Annotated in this window: 18 protein-coding genes; 4 read left to right on the top strand and 14 right to left on the bottom strand. The window is 62.3% G+C overall.

Translation table 11 applies throughout. The features are described 5' to 3' along the window. Positions 1 to 67: 67 nt before the first annotated feature. The 9 genes from HK107_RS07725 to HK107_RS07685 all read right to left on the bottom strand — a co-directional run bounded on the left by HK107_RS07725 (position 68) and on the right by HK107_RS07685 (position 8119). Positions 68 to 970, bottom strand: a complete 903-nt coding sequence (locus HK107_RS07725; protein ID WP_173198253.1) for a diacylglycerol/lipid kinase family protein — start codon at positions 968 to 970, stop codon at positions 68 to 70. Continuing rightward, positions 967 to 1776: a metallophosphoesterase family protein gene (locus tag HK107_RS07720; protein WP_173198251.1), complete on the bottom strand. Its 810-nt coding sequence runs from the start codon at positions 1774 to 1776 to the stop codon at positions 967 to 969. The genes HK107_RS07725 and HK107_RS07720 overlap by 4 nt, the downstream gene beginning before the upstream one ends. 36 nt (positions 1777 to 1812) lie before the next feature. Continuing rightward, a complete protein-coding gene (locus HK107_RS07715; RefSeq protein WP_198912330.1) occupies positions 1813 to 2931 on the bottom strand; it encodes an endonuclease/exonuclease/phosphatase family protein in 1119 nt (372 codons plus the stop codon). A gap of 83 nt (positions 2932 to 3014) precedes the next feature. Continuing rightward, the gene (locus HK107_RS07710; RefSeq protein WP_173198247.1) at positions 3015 to 3257 is read right to left on the bottom strand and encodes a hypothetical protein; all 243 of its coding nucleotides are present in this window, start codon (positions 3255 to 3257) and stop codon (positions 3015 to 3017) included. Between the two features lie 108 nt (positions 3258 to 3365). Beyond that, a complete protein-coding gene (locus HK107_RS07705; protein ID WP_173198245.1) occupies positions 3366 to 4784 on the bottom strand; it encodes an NAD(P)(+) transhydrogenase (Re/Si-specific) subunit beta in 1419 nt (472 codons plus the stop codon). A 139-nt stretch (positions 4785 to 4923) separates the two neighbouring features. Continuing rightward, positions 4924 to 5358: an acyl-CoA thioesterase gene (locus HK107_RS07700; protein WP_173198243.1), complete on the bottom strand. Its 435-nt coding sequence runs from the start codon at positions 5356 to 5358 to the stop codon at positions 4924 to 4926. Beyond that, positions 5358 to 6527 carry an iron-containing alcohol dehydrogenase gene (locus tag HK107_RS07695; RefSeq protein ID WP_173198241.1) on the bottom strand — a complete coding sequence of 390 codons (1170 nt, stop codon included), beginning with the start codon at positions 6525 to 6527 and terminating at the stop codon, positions 5358 to 5360. Before HK107_RS07695 ends, HK107_RS07700 begins: the two co-directional genes overlap by 1 nt. Before the next feature lie 7 nt (positions 6528 to 6534). Continuing rightward, entirely contained in the window at positions 6535 to 7005 is a 471-nt protein-coding gene (locus HK107_RS15680) for an NAD(P) transhydrogenase subunit alpha (RefSeq protein WP_173198239.1), read from the bottom strand. 19 nt (positions 7006 to 7024) lie between these two features. After that, entirely contained in the window at positions 7025 to 8119 is a 1095-nt protein-coding gene (locus tag HK107_RS07685; protein ID WP_173198237.1) for an NAD(P) transhydrogenase subunit alpha, read from the bottom strand. A 184-nt stretch (positions 8120 to 8303) separates the two neighbouring features. Here HK107_RS07685 and HK107_RS07680 point away from each other — a divergent pair, with 184 nt between their 5' ends. Together HK107_RS07680 and HK107_RS07675 are read left to right on the top strand one after the other, a co-directional pair. Then, entirely contained in the window at positions 8304 to 9746 is a 1443-nt protein-coding gene (locus HK107_RS07680) for a sigma-54-dependent transcriptional regulator (RefSeq protein WP_173198235.1), read from the top strand. Between the two features lie 181 nt (positions 9747 to 9927). Further along, positions 9928 to 10137: a cold-shock protein gene (locus HK107_RS07675; protein ID WP_173198233.1), complete on the top strand. Its 210-nt coding sequence runs from the start codon at positions 9928 to 9930 to the stop codon at positions 10135 to 10137. A gap of 80 nt (positions 10138 to 10217) precedes the next feature. Here HK107_RS07675 and HK107_RS07670 read toward each other — a convergent pair whose 3' ends face one another. After that, positions 10218 to 11645 (bottom strand): alpha/beta hydrolase family protein, encoded by a 1428-nt coding sequence (locus tag HK107_RS07670; protein ID WP_173198231.1) that lies wholly within the window; start codon positions 11643 to 11645, stop codon positions 10218 to 10220. A 201-nt stretch (positions 11646 to 11846) separates the two neighbouring features. Here HK107_RS07670 and HK107_RS07665 point away from each other — a divergent pair, with 201 nt between their 5' ends. Next, complete coding sequence (locus tag HK107_RS07665; RefSeq protein ID WP_173198229.1) at positions 11847 to 12284, top strand: hypothetical protein; 438 nt, start codon at positions 11847 to 11849, stop codon at positions 12282 to 12284. A 521-nt stretch (positions 12285 to 12805) separates the two neighbouring features. Here HK107_RS07665 and HK107_RS07660 read toward each other — a convergent pair. Continuing rightward, positions 12806 to 14710 carry a DEAD/DEAH box helicase gene (locus HK107_RS07660; RefSeq protein ID WP_173198227.1) on the bottom strand — a complete coding sequence of 635 codons (1905 nt, stop codon included), beginning with the start codon at positions 14708 to 14710 and terminating at the stop codon, positions 12806 to 12808. Positions 14711 to 14966: 256 nt separating this feature from the next. On the opposite strand from HK107_RS07660, the gene HK107_RS07655 reads away from it, so the two are divergent. Beyond that, the gene (locus tag HK107_RS07655) at positions 14967 to 15185 is read left to right on the top strand and encodes a hypervirulence associated TUDOR domain-containing protein (RefSeq protein ID WP_173198224.1); all 219 of its coding nucleotides are present in this window, start codon (positions 14967 to 14969) and stop codon (positions 15183 to 15185) included. Between the two features lie 41 nt (positions 15186 to 15226). Here HK107_RS07655 and metH read toward each other — a convergent pair whose 3' ends face one another. Genes metH through HK107_RS07640 form a run of 3 tightly spaced genes read right to left on the bottom strand, consistent with a single transcriptional unit; the run spans position 15227 to position 19678 of the window. Continuing rightward, entirely contained in the window at positions 15227 to 17848 is a 2622-nt protein-coding gene (metH, locus tag HK107_RS07650; protein WP_173198222.1) for a methionine synthase, read from the bottom strand. Further along, positions 17848 to 18717 (bottom strand): methylenetetrahydrofolate reductase [NAD(P)H], encoded by an 870-nt coding sequence (gene metF / locus HK107_RS07645; RefSeq protein ID WP_198912328.1) that lies wholly within the window; start codon positions 18715 to 18717, stop codon positions 17848 to 17850. The genes metH and metF overlap by 1 nt, the downstream gene beginning before the upstream one ends. Further along, complete coding sequence (locus HK107_RS07640) at positions 18710 to 19678, bottom strand: ArsR/SmtB family transcription factor (RefSeq protein ID WP_173198217.1); 969 nt, start codon at positions 19676 to 19678, stop codon at positions 18710 to 18712. The genes metF and HK107_RS07640 overlap by 8 nt, the downstream gene beginning before the upstream one ends.

The following is a 19678-nucleotide window of genomic DNA, read 5'->3' as shown; positions in this document are numbered from 1 at the left end:
TTGGTTCCTCTTTCCCGCGAGGTAGCCGCTCCGGCCCGCCGTGGCCAGACCCGGCCTCCGGCCCTTGTCAGTCCTGAGCTTCGCGCAGGTCCGGCACGGTCAGGGAGCAGGCGTGCATCGTGAATTTCAGTGCCTTCTCACCCCGCCCCGGCTCCCCGTCGATCGTGTAGTGCAACTCCTCGTCAGCCTCCGACACGATCACCTGCTGCGCCGTGATCCGCTCGAATTCCTCGCTATCATCCCACCGCCCTGTGATGGCCTCGGCTATATGCTGGAGCAGCCCGAGCACCCCCCGGCCCTTGGAGATGTAGAGAACGATCTCGCCGCGATCGAGAAAGTTCCTCTGCGGAAGAATACCCTCGCCGCCGCTGATGGCTCCATTGGCCACGAAGAGCGCACTGCTCTCGACCACCCTTTCCTCACCGTCAATGTTGAGCCGGTAGGGTGTGGCGTGCGTGTCAATGAACTGCTCCCACATGGACAGTGAGGCGCCGAGCGCATCGTCAAAGGTCGGTGCACTGCGCAAATCCTCGCGCCCCTCGGCAATCTCCGCGAAGGCGCCAAAGGCAGCACTATGCAGAAGCGCCCGCCCGTTCGCCTCGACAAAGTCGATCTTCCGCGTCCCCGCCTCGAGCGACCGCGCCAGCGCCTCAGTTGGATCGAGCGGCATCCCAATATCGCGCGGCACGAGGTTCGCCGTCCCATAGGGAAGCGGGATCAGGGTCGGCTGATCCTCTCGCTGATAAAGCGCACTCGCGATGGCCGCGATCGTGCCATCACCGCCCACTGTGATGATCGAGCGACCCTCGAAACTCTTTGCAGCCTCGATGAGTTCAGGGACCTCAGCCACGTTGAATGAGCCGCCTCCATACTCCTCGAGGATAGGCTCCAGACGCTCCGCGATCACATCAGCGCCCTCTTCGCTGGCGCGGCCCGAGGCTTCATTGATCAGGACGAGATGGGGGCTCATCGCACGGCACTCCAACCATCAGAAGACTGAACGAACTCTTCGCGCCGCTCCTCGCCAAACCGCCCTTCCATCCAGCGCCAGACCTCCACCGCCAGTTCTCCATGCCCTGCGTGGGCAAGGATGTTGAAGCTAGCCGCCTCGCCGCGCAGGCGTGTCGAAATGGCCGTGCCCGCTTGGCTCAGGACAAACGACCAGCCCTCATGCTCCACGACGCTCACCCGCGCCTTGTGGACATGACCGTTCATGACGACATCGACCTTCGCAGCGGCCATGCAGGCAAGCGTATCCTCTGTATTAGGAATAACGGCATTCCCCGCGCTCCCGCCATCGTCAAAGCCTCGGAGCGGATGGTGAAAGCCGGTGATCCGTACACGCTCTTCGTCTTCGAAGGCATCGCCGACGCTCTTGAGCTGCGAAGAGGTCAGCTTCCCCGTCGACCAGTCAAGCGAGGGCCTCGCGCGCCGGGCGCTGTTCAGCCCCGCAAAAACAAATCCCTCATGGCTCTCCAATGTCTCGCGCTCACGCCCGATGATCCCTTCAAAGCTCGACCATGGAGCAAAGAACCGCCTGATAAGGTTGTAGACAGGCACGTCGTGATTGCCGGGGATCGCAGCCACCGGCATCGGCAGGCGCTCGAACCACTCGGCTGCCTCGCGGAACTCCTTCGCGAAACCGGACTGGGTCAGGTCGCCTGTGACGACCACATGGCTGACCTCCGCCTCGTGGAGGGTCGCCTCGAGGCCCTCAATCTGGGCGGGGTCGGCGGCGCCGAAATGGAGGTCGGAGAGGTGCGCGATCCTGAACATCGGGGTCCGAACACCTCTTCGCCCTGAAAGAGTTCCCTAGAGGGCCACGTCCACCCAAACGAGGCGGTGGTCCGAGGACACGGGCGGATAGCCGGGGCCGACAAGCTCGAAGCCGGGCTCATCCGGCGCTGGCCAGAAGACACCGCTTCCCACGACCTCGAGGTTCGAGGACGGCAGGACATAGTCGACGCGCAGGTTGCCGACCCGGCGATCAGAGAAGTCCGACGTGTCATAGGCAGGATCGCCCGACTGGCCTTCATTCGCGCCGCCCTGATTAGCAGAAGCCGCCGTCCCGCCAGAGCTAGCCGGTAGCGCATCCTGCACCCGCGGGTGCGCGATCAGCGCGGAGATGGCCTTCTGCTCAGTACCTTCGAGCTGGTCCCCATCGGCAGGGTCGGAGTTGAGGTCACCCGCAATGAAGAACTTCGCATCTTCGCTCAGCCCGCCAACGCCGCCTTCATCATCAACAATCCAGCCCGCGCCGCCGACATACTCCGTCAGCAGGCGGATCTCGTCATGGTTCCTGCGACCGTTTCTGTCCTCTGGCCCGTCAAAGCCCGGGGGCGTCGGGTGCGCGAGGATCATGTGAATGGTCTCGCCATCCACCTCGACGGGCACATCGGCATGGGTCTTGGAGGAGAGCCTGAAGACCTCCTGCGCTTCCTCGGAGTAGAATTCCGTAGGCAGAAGGTTATTAGGTACATCCTTCCACCGCAAGGTGCGGAAGGTCCTGACCGCTTCCTCGTCAATCGGATACTTCGACAGGATCGCGATCGCGTATTGGCCTGGATGGATACCGTAGCCGAAGGCGTCGTTGCCGTACTCGCGGCTCCCCTGCGGGTGGTCCGCGCGCCCGTCGCCATCGAGATCCGCCCCACTCGGCACGCCCGTATTCGACGGTAGGCTCAGGCGATAGTCGTAGCCCAGACCGAGCTGTTCAGCGAACAGATCAAGCGTCTCGCCCGATGGCTCGTAGTCGAACTCATTGAGGACAAGAATTTGGGGGTCGACCCGGTCGATGATCGCGCGCACGGCTTCAAGCTGCGGGTTCTCATCGGTTTGCAGATCGGAGAGAAGCGCTCCGCCCTCGTCGCGATAGAGGCTGACATTGAACGTCGCCACACGGAGGAGACTCTGCGCCTCCTCAGTCGACATGTTGCTTTCGGGAGGCTCACCCGCGGGGCCGCAAGCCGCCGCGAGAAGCAAGATCGAAGCGGCGGCGAGACGGCTTAACATCGTCAGTGGACGAAGAAAGCCTTGGAGAAGGCCATCACACCGAGGAACGTGAAGAAGCTGATCACCCACGTCAGCGGGTTGAAGACGCCAACGCCAAGAAGCAGCAGCGTGAACAGCATCACGATACCCGTGGCCAGTGGAAGGCCCCAGATATAGGCAAAGTCCATCATGCCCTGATAGGTCTTCGCGCGGTTCTCGATCGCCTCATCGGGCATCTTATCGGTTTCGTTTTTGACAATGGACATCGGTCGGCCCTCAGGTGGGGTGGAAAGATTGACGCGCCCATAGCGCAGCACGCGCCGCCTATCAAACCCGCGATGGGTAAGAACCTCGCTAAAACGCGAAGATGGAACCTAATCCATTGCCTTGATGATCTCTTCGCACATCTTCTTGGCGTCGCCGAAGAGCATCATCGTGTTGTCGCGGAAGAAGAGCTCGTTCTGCACCCCGGCATAGCCTGAGGACATACCGCGCTTCACGAAGAGGACCGTGCCTGCGTTTTCCACGTCGAGGATCGGCATGCCGTAGATGGCCGAGCTCTTGTCGGTCTTCGCCGCAGGGTTGGTCACGTCGTTCGCACCGATGACGAAGGCCACGTCGGCTTGAGAGAACTCCGAGTTGATGTCCTCGAGCTCGAAGACCTCGTCATAGGGCACGTTCGCCTCCGCCAGGAGGACGTTCATATGCCCCGGCATCCGGCCAGCAACCGGGTGGATGGCATACTTCACCTCAACGCCTTCTTCCTTCAGCTTGTCGCACATCTCGCGGAGGGCGTGCTGCGCCTGCGCCACCGCCATGCCGTAGCCGGGCACGATGATGACCTTGCCCGCATTGCCCATGATGAAGGCCGCGTCTTCGGCCGAGCCCTGCTTCACCGGCCGCTCTTCGCCGCCGCCAGCGCCCGCGCCAGCCCCGTCATCCTCACCGCCAAAGCCGCCGAGGATCACCGAGATGAAGCTCCGGTTCATGCCCTTGCACATGATGTAGGAGAGGATCGCGCCCGACGCGCCGACCAGCGCGCCCGTGATGATCAGCGCCATGTTCTGCAGCGTGAAGCCGATCCCTGCCGCGGCCCAGCCTGAGTAGGAGTTGAGCATCGACACCACCACCGGCATGTCGCCCCCGCCGATCGGGATGATCAAGAGGATGCCCATGCCGAACGCGATGCCCGTCAGGATGCCGAACAGCACAGGGTTCTGAACCCCGGTGCAGAGGAGCGCGATGAGAAGGAGCGTCACGCCCGCCAGCGCGAGGTTGATGATGTGCCGAGCAGGCAGGAGGATCGGCTTGCCCGACATCCGCCCCGAGAGCTTGCCGAACGCGATCACCGAGCCCGAGAACGTCACCGCGCCGACAAAGACGCCGATCGCCATCTCGATGATGGCCTGCGCCTCGATCTCTCCATACTCCCCGATCCCGTAGGCCGAGGGCGCAAGGAACGCCGACCAGGCGATCAGCACCGCCGCGAGACCGACCATGGCGTGGAACGCAGCCACCAGCTGAGGCATCGCCGTCATCGCCACCCTGCGCGCGATGATCGCCCCCGGTATGGCGCCGGCCGCAATCGCGAGGATCACGAGGCCCCAGGCCCCCACCCCTGCCGTCGACAGGAACCGCTCGGAGAACAGCGTCGCGAAGACGGCAATCGCCATCCCGATGATCCCGTTCCTGTTCCCCGCCCGCGACGTCGCAGGAGAGCTCAAGCCGCGAAGCGCAAGGATGAACATGATCCCGGCAACGATATAGAGAATGGCAGTCAGGTCAGTGCTCATGGGGTACTCCTGAAAAACTGGCTGGGGTCATCCCCTCTCTCGGCATCAACGATGCCGGTCTCTCCCGAGGGAGAGACACGAACCTCTCCCTTGGGAGAGGTCCAAACCGCAGGGCGGTTTGGGGAGAGGGGTTGAACGGTCACGCGGCAATCGCCTCCACGGTTTCGCGGAGGGTCCTGGAAAGAGGCTCAGGCCGACGGGTCTCGCGGCCAACATAAACGTGAGTGAACCGACCTTCCGCAGCCGCCTCATCGGCGTCGCCCCGGAAGAGCCCGATCCCATAGGTCACCGAGCTATTCCCCACCCGGTCCGCCCGCAGGCCAGCCGTCACGCGGTCGGGGAACGCCATCTCGGCGAAGTAGCTGCAGCGGGTCTCGACCACGAGGCCGATCTGCTCGCCGCCTCGAATGTCGAGGGCACCCTGCTCGATCAAATACTGGTTCACCGCCGTATCGAAGAGCGCGTAATGGACCACATTATTCATGTGTCCGTAGGCGTCATTATCCGACCACCGCGTGGTCAGCGGCACGAACGCCTTGTAGGCGCTGCGCGATGAGGGCTCAGGCCGCGCCATCAATAGGCCTGCCTGTAGATCAGGAGCGCGTCGTCTTCGCTCACCGCGCGCGGATTGTTCACGAGGAGCCGCGTCTGCTTCATCGCATCGGACGCCAGCCCCGGCAGGTCCGCCTCCGCGATCCCGACATCCCGCAGCTTGGTCTCAAGCCCCAAATCCGCCGCGAGCTTCGCCAGCCGCTCAATGAACGCGCTGCACTTCGCCTGCGTCCCGTCCGCCGAGGCCAGGTCTGCGAAAGCATGGGGCGCAAGCTCCGCATACATCTTCCGCGCATCGTCATTCGCCGCATTGAACCGCAGGACATGCGGCAGGACGAGGCTGTTCGACAGGCCGTGGCTCACATGGAACCGCCCGCCGATCGGATAGGCCAGCGCATGGACCGCCGCGACAGGCGAGTTGGCGAACGCCTGCCCCGCCAGCATTGCGCCGAGCATCATCCCGCCCCGCGCCTTCACATCGCCGGGCTTCCTGACCGCCGCGTGGATGTTCTCGCCCAGAAGCTGCAGCGCCTCCAAGGCCATGGCCTTGGACATCTGATTGTTGTTCGGGCTCGCCGAGGCATAGGCCTCGATCGCGTGGACCATCGCATCAATGCCGGTCGCCGCCGTCGTATGCGGAGGAAGCCCGAGGGTCAGCTCAGGATCGAGGATCGCCGCATCAGGGATCAAGAGCGGCGAGCTCACGCCGCGCTTCTCGTCCTCGCCCACGGTGATGATCGACACGGGCGTCACTTCCGAGCCTGTGCCAGCCGTCGTCGGCACCATCGCAAGAGGCAGTCTTGGCCCCTTGGCATTGCCGACGCCCCAGGCCTCATCGAGATCTTCGCCAGACCCCGCAAGCAAAGCCACCAGCTTGGCAATATCCATGGACGACCCGCCACCGAAGCCGAGGACACCCGTCACCTCATCGGCCTTCGCTTTCTCCACCGCTTTCATCAGTGTGGAGAGCGAAGGGTCCTCTTCGACTTCGTGAAAGATGGTCAGCTCCGCGCCTGCATCTTGCAGGCTGCGCATGGCAGCCCCCGGCAGCCCGAGCTTCATCAGCCCGGGGTCCGTGACGATCATGACGCGCTCGCCAAGAAGCTCACCGACATGGTCGGCAAGTTTGGCGGCAGCGCCCAGTTCGAAGATGATCGTCTTCACAGTATGAAAAGCGAAGGCGCTGACCACGGCAGCGTCATCCCTCCTTCTTCTTGTACATGGCGAGCATGCGGTTGGTGACCATGAAGCCGCCGAATATGTTGACGCTGGCGAGGGCCACGGCGATCACGCCGAGCCATCGGCTCCATCCGCCCGCGGGCGATTGCGCCACATCAGCGCCAACGGCGATCAGTGCACCGACAATGACGACGGAGCTCACGGCATTGGTCACGGACATCAGCGGCGTGTGAAGCGCAGGCGTCACCGACCAGACGACGTAATAGCCGACAAAGCAGGCCAGCGCGAAAATCGCCGCGAGATAAACGATCCCGCTCGCGCCCCCGGCATGGGCCATGGCATCAAGCGCCGAAAGCAAACTATCCGCCTTCGCCGCAGCAGCATCAGCCTCCTCAGAAGCCGAAGCCAACTGCTCCGAAGCCGCCCGAAGCTCCTCAACGGTAGCCTCAAGTTCTTCAGCCGTCTGTTCCGTGTGCGTTTCTTGTTTCATGGGGTACTCCGCAAATCTGTCACGCTTTGAGGAAGCGTTCGTGCACGACATCACCATCGCGCGTGAGTTGGATGCCCTTGATGATCTCGTCCTCGGGGTCGACCTTCACCTGGCCCGCCTCCTTGTCCGTGATCAGCGTCACGAAGCTGAGGAAGTTCTTCGCGAGAAGGTTCGACGCCTCTCCCGCCAGCCCGTCGAGAATGCTCTTGGGGCGGAGGACCGTCACGCCGTCCGCCTCGCCATCGACGTTGCCGCCGCGCGGTGCTGCGAGGTCGACCACCACTGAACCCGGCTTCATCGAGCCCAGCATCTCCGCACTCACCAGCTTCGGCGCGGGGCGGCCGGGGATCAGCGCCGTGGTGATCACCACGTCCATCTTCTTGATATGCTCGGCGACGAGCTCGGCTTGCGCCTTCTGCTGCTCAGCGGTCAGCTCCTTGGCATAGCCGCCGGTGCCCTCGCCCTCTTCCATCGCTTCCTTCACGAAGACGAAAGAGCCGCCCAAGGACTTCACCTGCTCGCCAGCCGCGGCCCGCACATCGGTCGCGGACACCACGGCGCCCAAGCGCTTGGCCGTCGCAATGGCCTGCAGACCCGCAACGCCCGCGCCCATCACGAAAACCTTCGCAGGCGGAACAGTGCCCGCCGCTGTCATCATCATCGGGAAGGCTCGTGAATAGTGCGCAGACGCATCAATCACGGCCTTGTAGCCAGCAAGGTTCGCCTGGCTCGAGAGCACATCCATCGCCTGTGCCCGGGTGATCCGGGGCACGAGCTCCATCGAAAAAGCATCGACGCCAGCGTTCGCATAAGCCGCCAGCCGCTCAGGCGCGTCGTATGGATCAAGCATCCCCACGAGCCGCGTGCCGCGGGCCAGCTTGCCCAGCTCCTCGCCTTCAAGAGGCCCCGCAGCAAGAACCACATCGGCCCCGTTCGCAGGCTCGCCAGACACGCTCGCGCCCGCCTCTTCATAGGCCGAATCGAGGATCCCAGCGTCTTTCCCGAGCCCGGTCTCGACCGCCACTTCATAACCAAGGGCTTTGAGTTTCTTGATCGTTTCCGGGGTCAGGGGAGAGCGTCGTTCTCCGGCGGTACGCACACCAGCAAGCTTCATTGGGCCCCAGACCTTTCGTTGACGCGAACCATCTGGGCCTAGCAACCGCCGGGGCGAGGAAGAAAGCAGCGAGCGCAGTTGGCTCTGCATTCCTGTCCAATCATGGAACACCGGTTCAGCGGATCTTTACAACATAACGCTATCCCTCCCCCTTCGAATAACCGCTGCGCGTGACGAGGGGTCGATGGCGAAAACAGTTCTTATCGTGGACGATGATCCGACGCTCCGCCGTCTCGTCCAGGCCGTCTGCGAGAAGGCAGGCTACTTCGTGAAGCAGGCTGAAGGCGGCCAGCAGGGCCTCGACATGGTCCGCGCGGACAAGTCGATCGACATCATGCTCCTCGACCTCTCCATGCCCGAAGTCGACGGCATGGAAGTCCTCCGCCAGCTCCCCTCGATCAGGCCCGACCTCCCCGTCATCATGCTGACCGCCAAGGCCGGCATCGACACCGTGGTCCAGTCCATGAAGGCTGGCGCCATCGACTTCTTCGTGAAGCCCGCCTCGCCCGAGCGCATCACCGTCGGCATCGCCAACGCCCTCAACGTCCAGAATCTCCGCTCGGAGGTTTCGCGCCGCAAGCGCAAGGATGATGGCGCAATGACCTTCACGGACGTCGTCGGCGAGAGCCCCGCCTTCCGCGCGACCCTCAAAATGGCCGAGCGCGCAGCCTCCTCCACGATCCCGATTCTCGTCACCGGTGAGAGCGGCGTCGGTAAGGAGATGATTGCCCGCGCCATCCAGGGCAGCTCGGAGCGTTCAGGCGCGCCCTTCGTCACCGTCAACTGCGGCGCGATCCCTGAGAACCTCGTCGAGTCGATCCTCTTCGGCCACGAGAAAGGCGCCTTCACCGGCGCCACCGGCAAGCATGTCGGCAAGTTCCAGGAGGCCAATGGCGGCACCCTCTTCCTCGACGAGGTCGGCGAGCTTCCGCTGGAAACGCAGGTCAAACTCCTCCGCGCGCTCCAGGAAGGCGAGGTCGATCCCGTCGGCTCGAAGCAGCCGGTGAAGGTCGACGTCCGCCTCGTCTCGGCGACCAACCGCGACCTCTCCGAGGCCGTGAAGGAAGGCACCTTCCGTGAGGACCTCTTCTACCGCCTCAACGTCTTCCCCGTCGAAGTCCCGCCGCTGCGAGAGCGCCGCGAAGACATCGCCGCGCTGATCAACCACTTCATCGCGCGCTACAATGCCGAGGAAGGCCGCGACATCCGCGGTGTGCAGCACGAGGTCCTCGGCGTCCTCAAGGCGCAGGACTGGCCCGGCAACGTCCGCCAGCTCGAGAACACGATCTACCGCGCCGTCGTCCTCGCTGAGGGCGATTGGCTCACGGCCGGCGACTTCCCCACCCTCGCCCTCGCGTTCGAGCAGGCAGGCGTCTCCTCCGGCCCGCCCCCGCTCGATGACCGCGGCGAGCCCCAGGAAGAAGGCGGCTCCTCCGACGGCATCGCGGTCTTCGACAAGGAAGGCCATCTGCGCCAGCTCCAGGAGATCGAGCGCGACCTCATCGCGGCCGCTATCGAGATGTATCGCGGGCAGATGTCCGAAGTGGCCCGCCGCCTCGGCATCGGCCGTTCGACCCTCTACCGGAAGGTCCAGGAGCAAGGCCTCGAAGTCCGTCGCACGGGCTGAATTGGGAAGTTCTCTAAACCATCTGAAGTTCGTCCTTGACCGAGACCTCGCACAGCCCCACGTCTGGGGCTGCATACGGTCGGTCTTGGACTTGGACTACCGTCGGACCGACGGCTCTTCGACTTAATACCCCGGTATGCTTCTAGCCCTCCGGGGCATTTATGACGACGAAGGAGCCAACATGGCAACCGGTAAAGTAAAATGGTTCAACGACCAAAAAGGCTACGGCTTCATCCAGCCTGAAGACGGCGGCGCGGACATTTTCGTGCACATCTCCGCAGTTGAGCGTTCGGGCCTGCAAGGCCTCCAGGAAGACCAGAAGGTCTCCTACGAGCTCTTCACGGACGACCGTCGCGGCAAGACCAGCGCCGTGGACCTCAAGGTCCTCTAAGCTCCCGTAGCTTAGCGAGAATACCGAAGCCGCGCCGGGCAACCGTCGCGGCTTTTTTCATGCCCGCGATGGACTGGGCTTCAGTCCTCCAGCAGCTCCTTGGCCCACTCGAGCATCGGGATGCGATGATTGTTCGGCGTATGGGGCTCTGAAAGCAGAAGGTACTGCTCGAGAGTCGGGACGTTCGCTTCAAGTTGATCACGGAGATCTTCGACACGCACCTCACCGTCACGCTGAATAAAGTAAGCGATCGAAGCGAAATGCTGCCCAACGACGCAATTGCCCTTCAGCGGGCTCCAGAGGCTCGGCACCATATCGCCGTTTCGAAATACTATCGAGGTCTGCGCGGTCACCCCAAGCCGGTCGTACGTCTTGATAGGGTCGGTGAAACCAGCGAATCGACTAGGCTGGCTTTCCTGCAGTTCCGCAAGCGGAAAACACCCCTTCTTGACCAACTCCCGAGTGTAGAGAGCAAGCGGCGGGGCAATGAGGTAAAGCCGCTCAAGGTCGAAAGGCCAACGCTGACTGGGTGACCCTTCAGGGCTGTCACCAGAAACGACCGACCAGGCGTCATCCTCTCCCTGCTCCCAATGGAGTCCATGAATTCCACCCGCGAGCATCTGCGCGATCCCCGCGCCCAAGCTGTGCCCGATGATCACCACCCGGACAGGTTCGCGGCTACCATTGGGACGGATTTTGTTTTTGCAGATGAAGTCTGCAAGCGAGAGTGTTCCGTAGCTTGAATTGAAACGGCCCCGCCAGCGGTTCTCATCCGCACAATGACGTTCGAGCTCTTCTACTGATGTGACATCCGCCAATAGTCCGCGCCGATTGAACACACCACGCTGGATCAAATTTCTCGCACTGCTGCGAAACCCGCCATGGCCGCTCGGAATATAGATGCGGCGCCCCTCGACTTTTGGAATCCTTGCGGGGGAGTCGTCTTTCAAAGATGCTCTAATATTCTTTAGGTTGTCCAGAGGGTTCGCTCCACCCTCCGTCCCTAGCAGAACGATCACAACACGGTTGCTAGCTGGCCTTCCAAGCAAAAAAACGTTTGGGTCCCGGAAGAAAATGTTGGTGCCCGGATGATGATAGGTTGCTGCCACATCGAATTGATCGCGATAGAAACGCGTCGTGCGGACGCGACCCATCCAGATCCCGTCATCCCATCGGAACCGGCTCTGCTTCTCAGATACCTTGCAGTAGGAGATCTGAGAAAGGCCAATCGCTTCTGGCAAGACTTCATCAAAACCGAGGTCGATCTCAGACCGGGACGGAGCTGCTAGGGGGTCGCTTTGAAAGAGCCGGTTGACACTGATGTCCACGAGCCGCCGATCGTCCGCAGTGCACTCCACCCCGTCCCAATCATCTACCGTTCCTTCAGCAGGCGGCTTTTCTCCGACAAACTCCCAATGCGTGAGGCTTCGCCCAGTGAGTGATCGTGGTGTGATCGAGCAAGCCGACACTCCCATCAAAAGGGAAAGTAGAACGAAAATACGCACCATTGAGAGGACCTCCAATCGGTACTCTCTCAGTCTGGGTAATCTTCGCAAGGGGTGCAGCGCAGGACTTGCAGCGACTTCTCAGCTCAAGAGAATTGACCACCGTTTCTGATCGACGACCGTAACCGGAGCTGCTGACTTCCCCCTCGCGGAAGGCATCGTGAGCGTGTATGCTCGAGAGAAGAATGATCGAAGGTCCGTAGAATGCGACAACTCCTCCTCGCTGCCGCGGCAGCTACGCTCATCGCAGCCTGTGCCACGACGCCTGAGCCCTGCACCCGGGCCTATTTCGTGTACAAGTCCGATGAGCTGCAGCGCGAGTTCGCCCAGCGGAACCGGGGCGAGGTCCGTCGGCTGAGGACCCTGCGCGAAGATCTCAACTCCCAACCCGACCTCTTCACCGCCCTCGCAGTCCTGTCGGCCAAGCGCGATGTCGAGCGTCTCGTCCTCGATCTCAGGAACCGCGTGATCCCCGATGCGCGCTTCATCGCAAACGAATGCGGCATCGACGGCGCGTTCGACATCATGGTCGACGGCTTCCTCGTGAAGCAGGGCATCGATCCCCAACTCGTCCGTACACTGGGCCTCATGGAGCTCTTCGAGGAACCAGCCATCGGCTCCACCCTCCAACCAGCGCAGTAGCGCGCGTCATCACACTCCAGCGCTCTCCCGGAATTCGCGGAAGCGAATATCCGGGACCCATGGACCATCCGTAGACATCTCTTGCGCCGGTCAGGTCATGGATCCCGGATAAGCCTCCGGCTTTCCGGGACGACGCCTTGAGAGGCGTCGACTTATCCCCCCACCCCCAACCATCCCCTATCCTGCTCAAGTCCTCGCCGGACTGGGCCGAACCGGTCGTTCCTTTTCGCTGGCGAGGCGGCGTCAGCATCCGCTGGCCGGGGTCACACCCCGGAGCGGAGTCCACCCGGGCGGCAAGAGGCCCGAGGGCTCCACAAAAGAGCGGTGCACGGAGAGTTTGAAGTGCTTACCCGGCGAGGTTCCTCAAGTCCCCTCGCCGGAGATGGCCTCTTCGAGAAGGCGTCGTCGGGCGCGGCATGAGCCGAGCGCACAACTACTACCTTAGAGCGCACGGCTCTGCCGCGCCCGAACAGCCCCTATCTGAAGCCGCCCACGGGCGGGCTTTGGTGCTGGGCGGTCGCTCAGCCCTTCTTGTCCTTGCGCTTGCGCGGTCCCTTGCCATCAGCAGGCTGAGGTTTCTTCTTCCAGTTGCCGGGCTTGCCGCCAGGTTTTCCGCCCGGCTTCCCCTTGGCCTTCGGCTTGCGCTTGAACGTATCAGGCACCTCGCCAGCGTCAGGTGACCAGGGCTCAGGCTTCCTGTCCTCGCCGCCCTCATGCCGCTTCGCCTTGAAGGGTTTCTTGAAAGGCTTCTTGTCCCCGCGGTCGTCCCTGCGGTCGAAGTTCTTCTTGGGACGGAAGGGTTTCTTCTCCTCTTGGGGCGGAGGGCCATCAGCCCGCTGCACCTCGACACCCTTCTCCAGCGAACCGCCGCCAGCCATGCGCTCGAGGAACGCCGAAGCGCCCTCAGCATCAAGCTGTACATACGTCTCATCCTCGCGGATGCGGATCGCGCCAATCGCTTCTTTCTTGAGCTTCCCGGCCTTGCAAAGCATCGGCAGCAGCCAACGCGGCTCCGCCCGGTTCGATCGGCCTACGGACAAAGTCACCCAGACCGAGTCCTCGAACTCATCGCGAGGTGCACGCTCCCGCTTCTCAGGCCGCTCCCGGTCGGGACGAACCTCCGAAAGCTCCTCCGGCGCCGAATGATCCTTACGGAACATCCGCACAAGGGCCTCAGCCACCTTCTCCGGCGAATGGAGAGCGGCAATGTCCCGGGCAATATCGGAAACCTCAATATCGTCACCGAAGGCCCAGTGCCCAAGAAGCCGCTCATTATCCTTCGCCAGCACCTCATCAGCAGACGGAGGGCTCCCCCACTCTGCCTCGACCTTCGCGTCACGGAACAGGAATTCGATCCTCCTCCGTGCACGAGGCGGTACAATCAGGACCGACGTCCCCTTGCTCCCTGCACGTCCTGTTCGCCCTGAGCGGTGAAGAAGCCCCTCACGGTTCTTCGGCAGGTCCGCATGGATCACGAGCTCAAGGCCCGGCAGATCAATGCCCCGCGCAGCCACATCCGTCGCGACGCAGACCCTGGCCCGCCCATCGCGCATGGCTTGCAAGGCATTGGTTCGCTCCGCCTGGCTCAGCTCGCCGGACATGGAGACCACGGACAATCCGCGGTTCGCCAGCCTGCTCGTCAGCCGCGCCACCGCAGCACGGGTCGCGCAGAAAACGATAGCGTTCTTCGCCTCGTAGAAGCGCAGCGTATTGATGATCGCCCGCTCGGTATCATGCCCGGCAGTGATCAGCGCACGGTAGGTAATATCAGAGTGCTGACGGCTCTCACCAGTCGCCGTCACCCGAACCGCATCGCGCTGGTAACGCTGGGCCAGCTTCGAGATCCCCGGGCTCACCGTCGCCGAGAACATCAGCGTCCGGCGCTCTTCGGGGCAGGAATCGAGAATGCTCTCAAGCTCCTCGCGGAAGCCCATGTTCAGCATCTCATCCGCCTCATCGAGGACAACAGCCCTCAATTCAGACGTATCAAACGCGCCGCGCGAAATATGATCGACCAGCCGCCCCGGCGTCCCAACAACCACATGCGCCCCGCGATCAAGCGCCTGCCGCTCCGACCGAATGTCCATCCCGCCGATACAGGTCGCAACCCGTGCCCCAGCCTCTCCGAACAGCCAGCGGAACTCCTTCGCCACCTGCACCGCCAGCTCCCGCGTCGGCGCCACCACCAGCGCCAGAGGAACCCCGGCCCGTGGCAGCGTATCCTCGCCAGCGAGCAGGTCGCTGCTGATCGCAATGCCAAAGCCCACCGTCTTCCCCGACCCCGTCTGGGCCGAGACCAAAAGATCCTGCCCCAGAAGCTCAGGGGCCAGCATGGCCTCCTGAACCTCGGTCAGCGTGTCGTAGCCCTTGGCATCCAGGGCAGAGGCCAGTGCAGGCGGAAGGCCGCCATGTGATTGATCGGTCATGCGAATAGTCCGGAAAGTCGGTGCGGAGCGCCTGCTGTCAAAGAGCGGCGCAAGGAAAGCGAAGGCGGCCCCTACGCCATCGCTGTGGAAACTGCGAGCCCCCTTCTCCGCAAGGCAAATGACATCGCGTTATCCCCGCAGCCTCCTGGCGCGGTAGAATGCCCCTGCTCCAATTGGTCCCACGCGCCGTTGTGATGGCACGCCTGCTCTGCCTGTGGCGTTCGCCTCGCATCCAAATCATTGAAGGAGAAACGCTATGAGCAAGGCGTACAACAAAGGCACCGAAGTCAAATGGGACTGGGGCCAGGGCACCGCGACCGGCGAGGTGCAGGAAAGCTTCACCGAAAAGACCACCCGCCAGATCGACGGCAACGACGTCACCCGCGACGCCTCAAGCGACTGCCCCGCCTACATGATCAAGCAGGACGACGGCCAGCGCGTCATGAAAAGCCACTCGGAAGTGCGGAAGGCCTAAGCGAGGCGCCCCACCTCTCCCTCAGGGACAGCTGACCCCGCTCAGGTCTCGTAGCTCAAGATCGGAGCCAGCCACTTCTCGGCCGTCGCAAGGTCCCAGCCCTTGCGGCGCGCATAGTCCTCGACCTGGTCCTTCGCGATTTTACCCGTGCCGAAATAGTGAGCATCTGGATGGGCGAAGTAGAGGCCAGACACACTGGCACCCGGCTGCATCGCAAAGCTCTCGGTCAGGGTGATCCCCGCATGCTCCGTCGCGGATAGGAGCTCAAACAGCGGCCCCTTCTCCGTATGGTCAGGCTGCGCAGGATAACCCGCTGCCGGACGGATGCCCTGATAATCCTCAGCAATCAGAGCTTCGACCGTCGCTTTCTCGCCAGTTTCAAAGCCCCAATACTCACGCCGCATCTTCTCGTGCAGCCACTCCGCCATCGCCTCGGCGAACCGGTCGGCCAGCGCTGATGCCATGATCGAGCCGTAATTGTCCCCGGACTGATTGAACCGTGCTACGGTCTCATCCTCGCCATGCCCGGCAGTGACAGCAAAGCCGCCGATCCAGTCCTCGCCATCCACCTTTATGAAGTCCGAAAGCGCAAGGTTTCCACCCTTGCCCTTCTTGTTCATCTGCTGACGGATCGTGTGGAAGCGCATCCGCTCTTCCGTTCGGGTCTCGTCAATCCAGACGATGATGTCATCACCGTCTCTGTTGGCAGGAAACAGTCCGCACACCGCATGGGCTGTGAACCAACCCTCACGCAGGATGCGCTTCAGCATCGCCTGCGCATCACCAAACAGCGAGGTCGCAGCCTCGCCCACGACGTCATCCTCGAGAATTTGAGGATAGCGCCCATGAAGGTCCCACGAAGCAAAGAAGGGGGTCCAATCGATATAGGGAACAAGCTCCGCCAGCGGAACATCCTTGAGGATCTTCAGTCCTGGGTCCTTCGGCGAAGGCAGCACCGCATCAGAGAGCCTATGTGCATTCGCCCGGGCATCAGCGATCGACACACGGTCATCCTGACGCTGACGTTTCGAGAAGCTCTCGCGCACGCTGTCATACTCATTCGCGATGTTCTGGAGGTAATCGTCACGACGCTCATCAGAAATCAGGTCACTGACCACACCCACCGCGCGGCTGGCATCGGTCACGTAGACGACACCCTTCTCATAGCTCGGCGCGATCTTCACTGCCGTGTGCGCCTTCGAGGTCGTCGCGCCGCCAATCATCAGGGGCTGGGTCATTCCCCTACGGCTCATCTCTTTCGCCACGCCGACCATCTCGTCAAGCGAAGGCGTGATGAGGCCGGAAAGGCCAATCACATCGACATTATGCTCCTCGGCCTTGTCGAGGATATCATTGGCCGGGACCATGACACCGAGGTCGATAACCTCATAATTGTTACACTGCAGAACGACGCCGACAATGTTCTTGCCGATATCGTGTACATCGCCCTTCACCGTCGCCATCAGCACACGGCCTTTCGCCTCAGGCGCAGCACCACCAGCCTTGCGCTCGGCTTCCATGAAGGGCTCGAGATAAGCCACGGCCCGCTTCATCACACGGGCGGATTTGACCACCTGAGGGAGGAACATCTTGCCCGAACCGAAGAGGTCACCAACGACGTTCATGCCGTCCATCAGTGGCCCCTCAATAACGAACAGAGGCCGCCCCAGCTTCTCCCGCGCTTCCTCGGTATCTTCCTCGATATACTCCGTAATGCCCTTTACAAGCGAGTGCTCCAGCCGCTTCTCAACTGACTGCTCACGCCAGGAAAGGTCCTGCTGGCGCTCCTTTGCGCCCTGCCCCTTGAAGCGTTCAGCTGCCTCGAGAAGCCGCTCCGTCGCATCTTCACGGCGGTTGAGGATCACGTCCTCGACCGGCTCCTTCAGGTCCTCGGGAATATCGTCATAGATGGCGAGCTGGCCCGCATTGACGATCCCCATATCCATCCCTGCACGGATGGCATGGAAGAGAAAGACCGAGTGCATCGCCTCGCGCACGGCATCATTGCCGCGGAAGGAGAATGAGACGTTGGATACACCCCCCGACACTTTCGCGCCGGGAAGCTGCTCTTTGATCATCCGCGTCGCCTCGATGAAGTCGACGCCGTACCCGGCATGCTCCTCGATCCCCGTCGCGACCGCGAAGATATTGGGATCGAAGATGATGTCTTCAGGAGGGAAGCCCATCCCGGTCAGGAGGTCATAACTCCGTTTACAGATCTCAATCTTGCGCGCCGCGGTATCGGCCTGGCCGTCCTCGTCGAAGGCCATGGCCACGACGGCCGCGCCATAGCGCAGGCATTTCCGGGCTTGGGCGAGGAAAGGCTCCTCGCCTTCCTTGAGGCTGATCGAATTGACGATCGGCTTACCCTGCACCTGCTTGAGGCCCGCCTCGATCACCTCCCATTTGGAGCTGTCGATCATGACTGGCACACGGGCGATGTCCGGCTCGGAAGCAATCAGCCTCAGGAATGTCGACATGGCTTCGACGCCGTCGAGCATCCCCTCGTCCATGTTGACGTCGATGACCTGCGCGCCGTTCTCGACCTGCTGTCGAGCAACCTCGACGGCCGCAGCATAGTCACCGTTTTTGATCAGCTTACGGAACTTGGCGGATCCAGTGACGTTTGTCCGCTCACCAATGTTTACGAATTGAGGAACCATCAGGCAGCTTCAGCCGTCTCCGCCGGACGAACGCCCAGCATATGGCAGAGCGCATAGGCGAGCTCTGACCGGTTGAGAGTGTAGAAATGAAAGTGATCGACGCCGCGATCAGCGAGGTCATGGCACTGCTCGGCCGCAACCGTCGCCGCGACCAGCTGCCGCGTCTTCGGATCATCGTCGAGATGGTCGAAAAGCTTGGCATAGCGCTTGGGCACCGTCGCCTGGCAGAGCTTCGACATGCGCTTGAGCGCCTTGAAATTGGTCACAGGCATGATGCCGGGCACGATCGGAATGTCGATTCCGGCAGCGCGGACGCGCTCGACATATCGTTCGTAGACGTCGTTCTCGTAGAAGAACTGCGTGATCGCCCGGGTCGCGCCATTGTCGATCTTCCGCTTCAGAAGGTCGATGTCATAGGCAAGGCTCGGGCTCTCGGGGTGCTTCTCAGGGTAGCAGCCCACCGTGATCTCGAAAGGAGCGATGGCGGAAGCGCCTTCGCAAAGCTCCGCAGCACCGGCATAGCCCTCCGGGTTCGGAACATACTTCTCGCCGACCCCTTCAGGTGGATCACCACGCAGGGCAACGATGTGCTTCACACCGCTGTCCCAGTAGCGCTTGAGGACGCTATCCACCTCCGCCTTCGTTGCGGATACAGTGGTCAGGTGGGCAGCAACAGGAATGTCCGTATCGCGAACGATCCGCTCTACCGTGTCATGGGTCCGCTCGCGGGTCGATCCGCCTGCGCCATAGGTGACCGATACGAAACTCGGCCCGAGCGGCGCGAGCTTGTCCACCGATGCCCAGAGGGTCTCAGCCATCTTCTCGGTTTTCGGCGGGAAGAATTCGAAACTGACGGAGAGATCAGACAAGGGCCGTCTCCTTCTGGGAAGGGCCGTGAACGGAGGAAAGAGGTTTGTCGAGGCGCCAGATCTTGCTGACGAGGCCGCCATCACCGGGCTCGAGCGCAATCTCTTCGCGCAGAAGAAGACGCGCGCGCCTGGCGAAGCTGTCGATTTCCTGGGTGCTGAAGCCGAGGCGGCGATGGGCGTAGCGCTCGCGCAGCTCTTCCATGGCGTGCTCGGCAAAGTCGGCGATCAAGAGAGCGCCGCCGGGACGCAAGGTGGCTGCAGCGACTTCTACAGCGCGCTCAGGCTCTCCGAGGAAATGGAGAACATGGTGCAGCGTGACGACGTCGGCGGAGGCAGGAGGGATCTGGTCGTGCTTCAGAATATCGCGCCTACGGACGATGGCGTTGCGGACCTTGGCCTCTTCGAGCTTCACCCGAGCCACTTCGAGCATCTCAGGTGACAGGTCATAGCCCGACGCTTCGCGATAGCGCCCTGCAAACAGAGTCAGCATCCGCCCTGTGCCCGTCCCGAGGTCGACAAAGCCGTCGACACGGTCAGGAGCGAGCTCGAGCATCGCCTCTTCGATCAGGCGGTCGTCCGTGTGAAGACGTCTCAGCGCGTCCCAGTCATCGGCATTGTCTGCGAAATAGGCCTGCGCCCTCCGCGCCCTTTCGGCCCGCACATCGGTCAGGGCCCTGTCGAGCGCTTCGACTTCCTCGCCCTCGAGGGTTCCGACCAAAGCTTCGAGCCAGTCGGGTTGCTCAGCAAGGCGGTAGAAGCGCCAGCTGCCTTCCTGGTACGGGCTCACGAGCCCGGCATCGACGAGGATGCGCAGGTGGCGGCTGACCCTGGGCTGAAGTTGATCCAGGCACTGGGTCAGCTCTGTGACCGTGAGGTCGGACTGCCGCAGCAAACAAAGAACGCGCAGGCGGGTCTCTTCACCCGCCGCGCGCAGCTGTTCCAATCCGGTCGCAAATTCCAC

It is taken from the genome of Parvularcula mediterranea (assembly GCF_013085255.1).
GTDB lineage: Bacteria > Pseudomonadota > Alphaproteobacteria > Caulobacterales > Parvularculaceae > Parvularcula > Parvularcula mediterranea.
Note: the sequence above shows the minus strand (reverse complement) of the source record. Positions and strands in the feature narration are given on the sequence as shown.

Bases quoted from the DNA above. Each gene is read 5' to 3' on its own strand.
- HK107_RS07725 (WP_173198253.1), bottom strand. From the start codon at position 970: ATGAGCCCCCATCTCGTCCTGATCAATGAAGCCTCGGGCCGCGCCAGC.
- HK107_RS07720 (WP_173198251.1), bottom strand. From the start codon at position 1,776: ATGTTCAGGATCGCGCACCTCTCCGACCTCCATTTCGGCGCCGCCGAC.
- HK107_RS07715 (WP_198912330.1), bottom strand. From the start codon at position 2,931: ATGTCGACTGAGGAGGCGCAGAGTCTCCTCCGTGTGGCGACGTTCAAT.
- HK107_RS07710 (WP_173198247.1), bottom strand. From the start codon at position 3,257: ATGTCCATTGTCAAAAACGAAACCGATAAGATGCCCGATGAGGCGATC.
- HK107_RS07705 (WP_173198245.1), bottom strand. From the start codon at position 4,784: ATGAGCACTGACCTGACTGCCATTCTCTATATCGTTGCCGGGATCATG.
- HK107_RS07700 (WP_173198243.1), bottom strand. From the start codon at position 5,358: ATGGCGCGGCCTGAGCCCTCATCGCGCAGCGCCTACAAGGCGTTCGTG.
- HK107_RS15680 (WP_173198239.1), bottom strand. From the start codon at position 7,005: ATGAAACAAGAAACGCACACGGAACAGACGGCTGAAGAACTTGAGGCT.
- HK107_RS07685 (WP_173198237.1), bottom strand. From the start codon at position 8,119: ATGAAGCTTGCTGGTGTGCGTACCGCCGGAGAACGACGCTCTCCCCTG.
- HK107_RS07680 (WP_173198235.1), top strand. From the start codon at position 8,304: ATGGCGAAAACAGTTCTTATCGTGGACGATGATCCGACGCTCCGCCGT.
- HK107_RS07675 (WP_173198233.1), top strand. From the start codon at position 9,928: ATGGCAACCGGTAAAGTAAAATGGTTCAACGACCAAAAAGGCTACGGC.
- HK107_RS07670 (WP_173198231.1), bottom strand. From the start codon at position 11,645: ATGGTGCGTATTTTCGTTCTACTTTCCCTTTTGATGGGAGTGTCGGCT.
- HK107_RS07665 (WP_173198229.1), top strand. From the start codon at position 11,847: ATGCGACAACTCCTCCTCGCTGCCGCGGCAGCTACGCTCATCGCAGCC.
- HK107_RS07660 (WP_173198227.1), bottom strand. From the start codon at position 14,710: ATGACCGATCAATCACATGGCGGCCTTCCGCCTGCACTGGCCTCTGCC.
- HK107_RS07655 (WP_173198224.1), top strand. From the start codon at position 14,967: ATGAGCAAGGCGTACAACAAAGGCACCGAAGTCAAATGGGACTGGGGC.
- metH (WP_173198222.1), bottom strand. From the start codon at position 17,848: ATGGTTCCTCAATTCGTAAACATTGGTGAGCGGACAAACGTCACTGGA.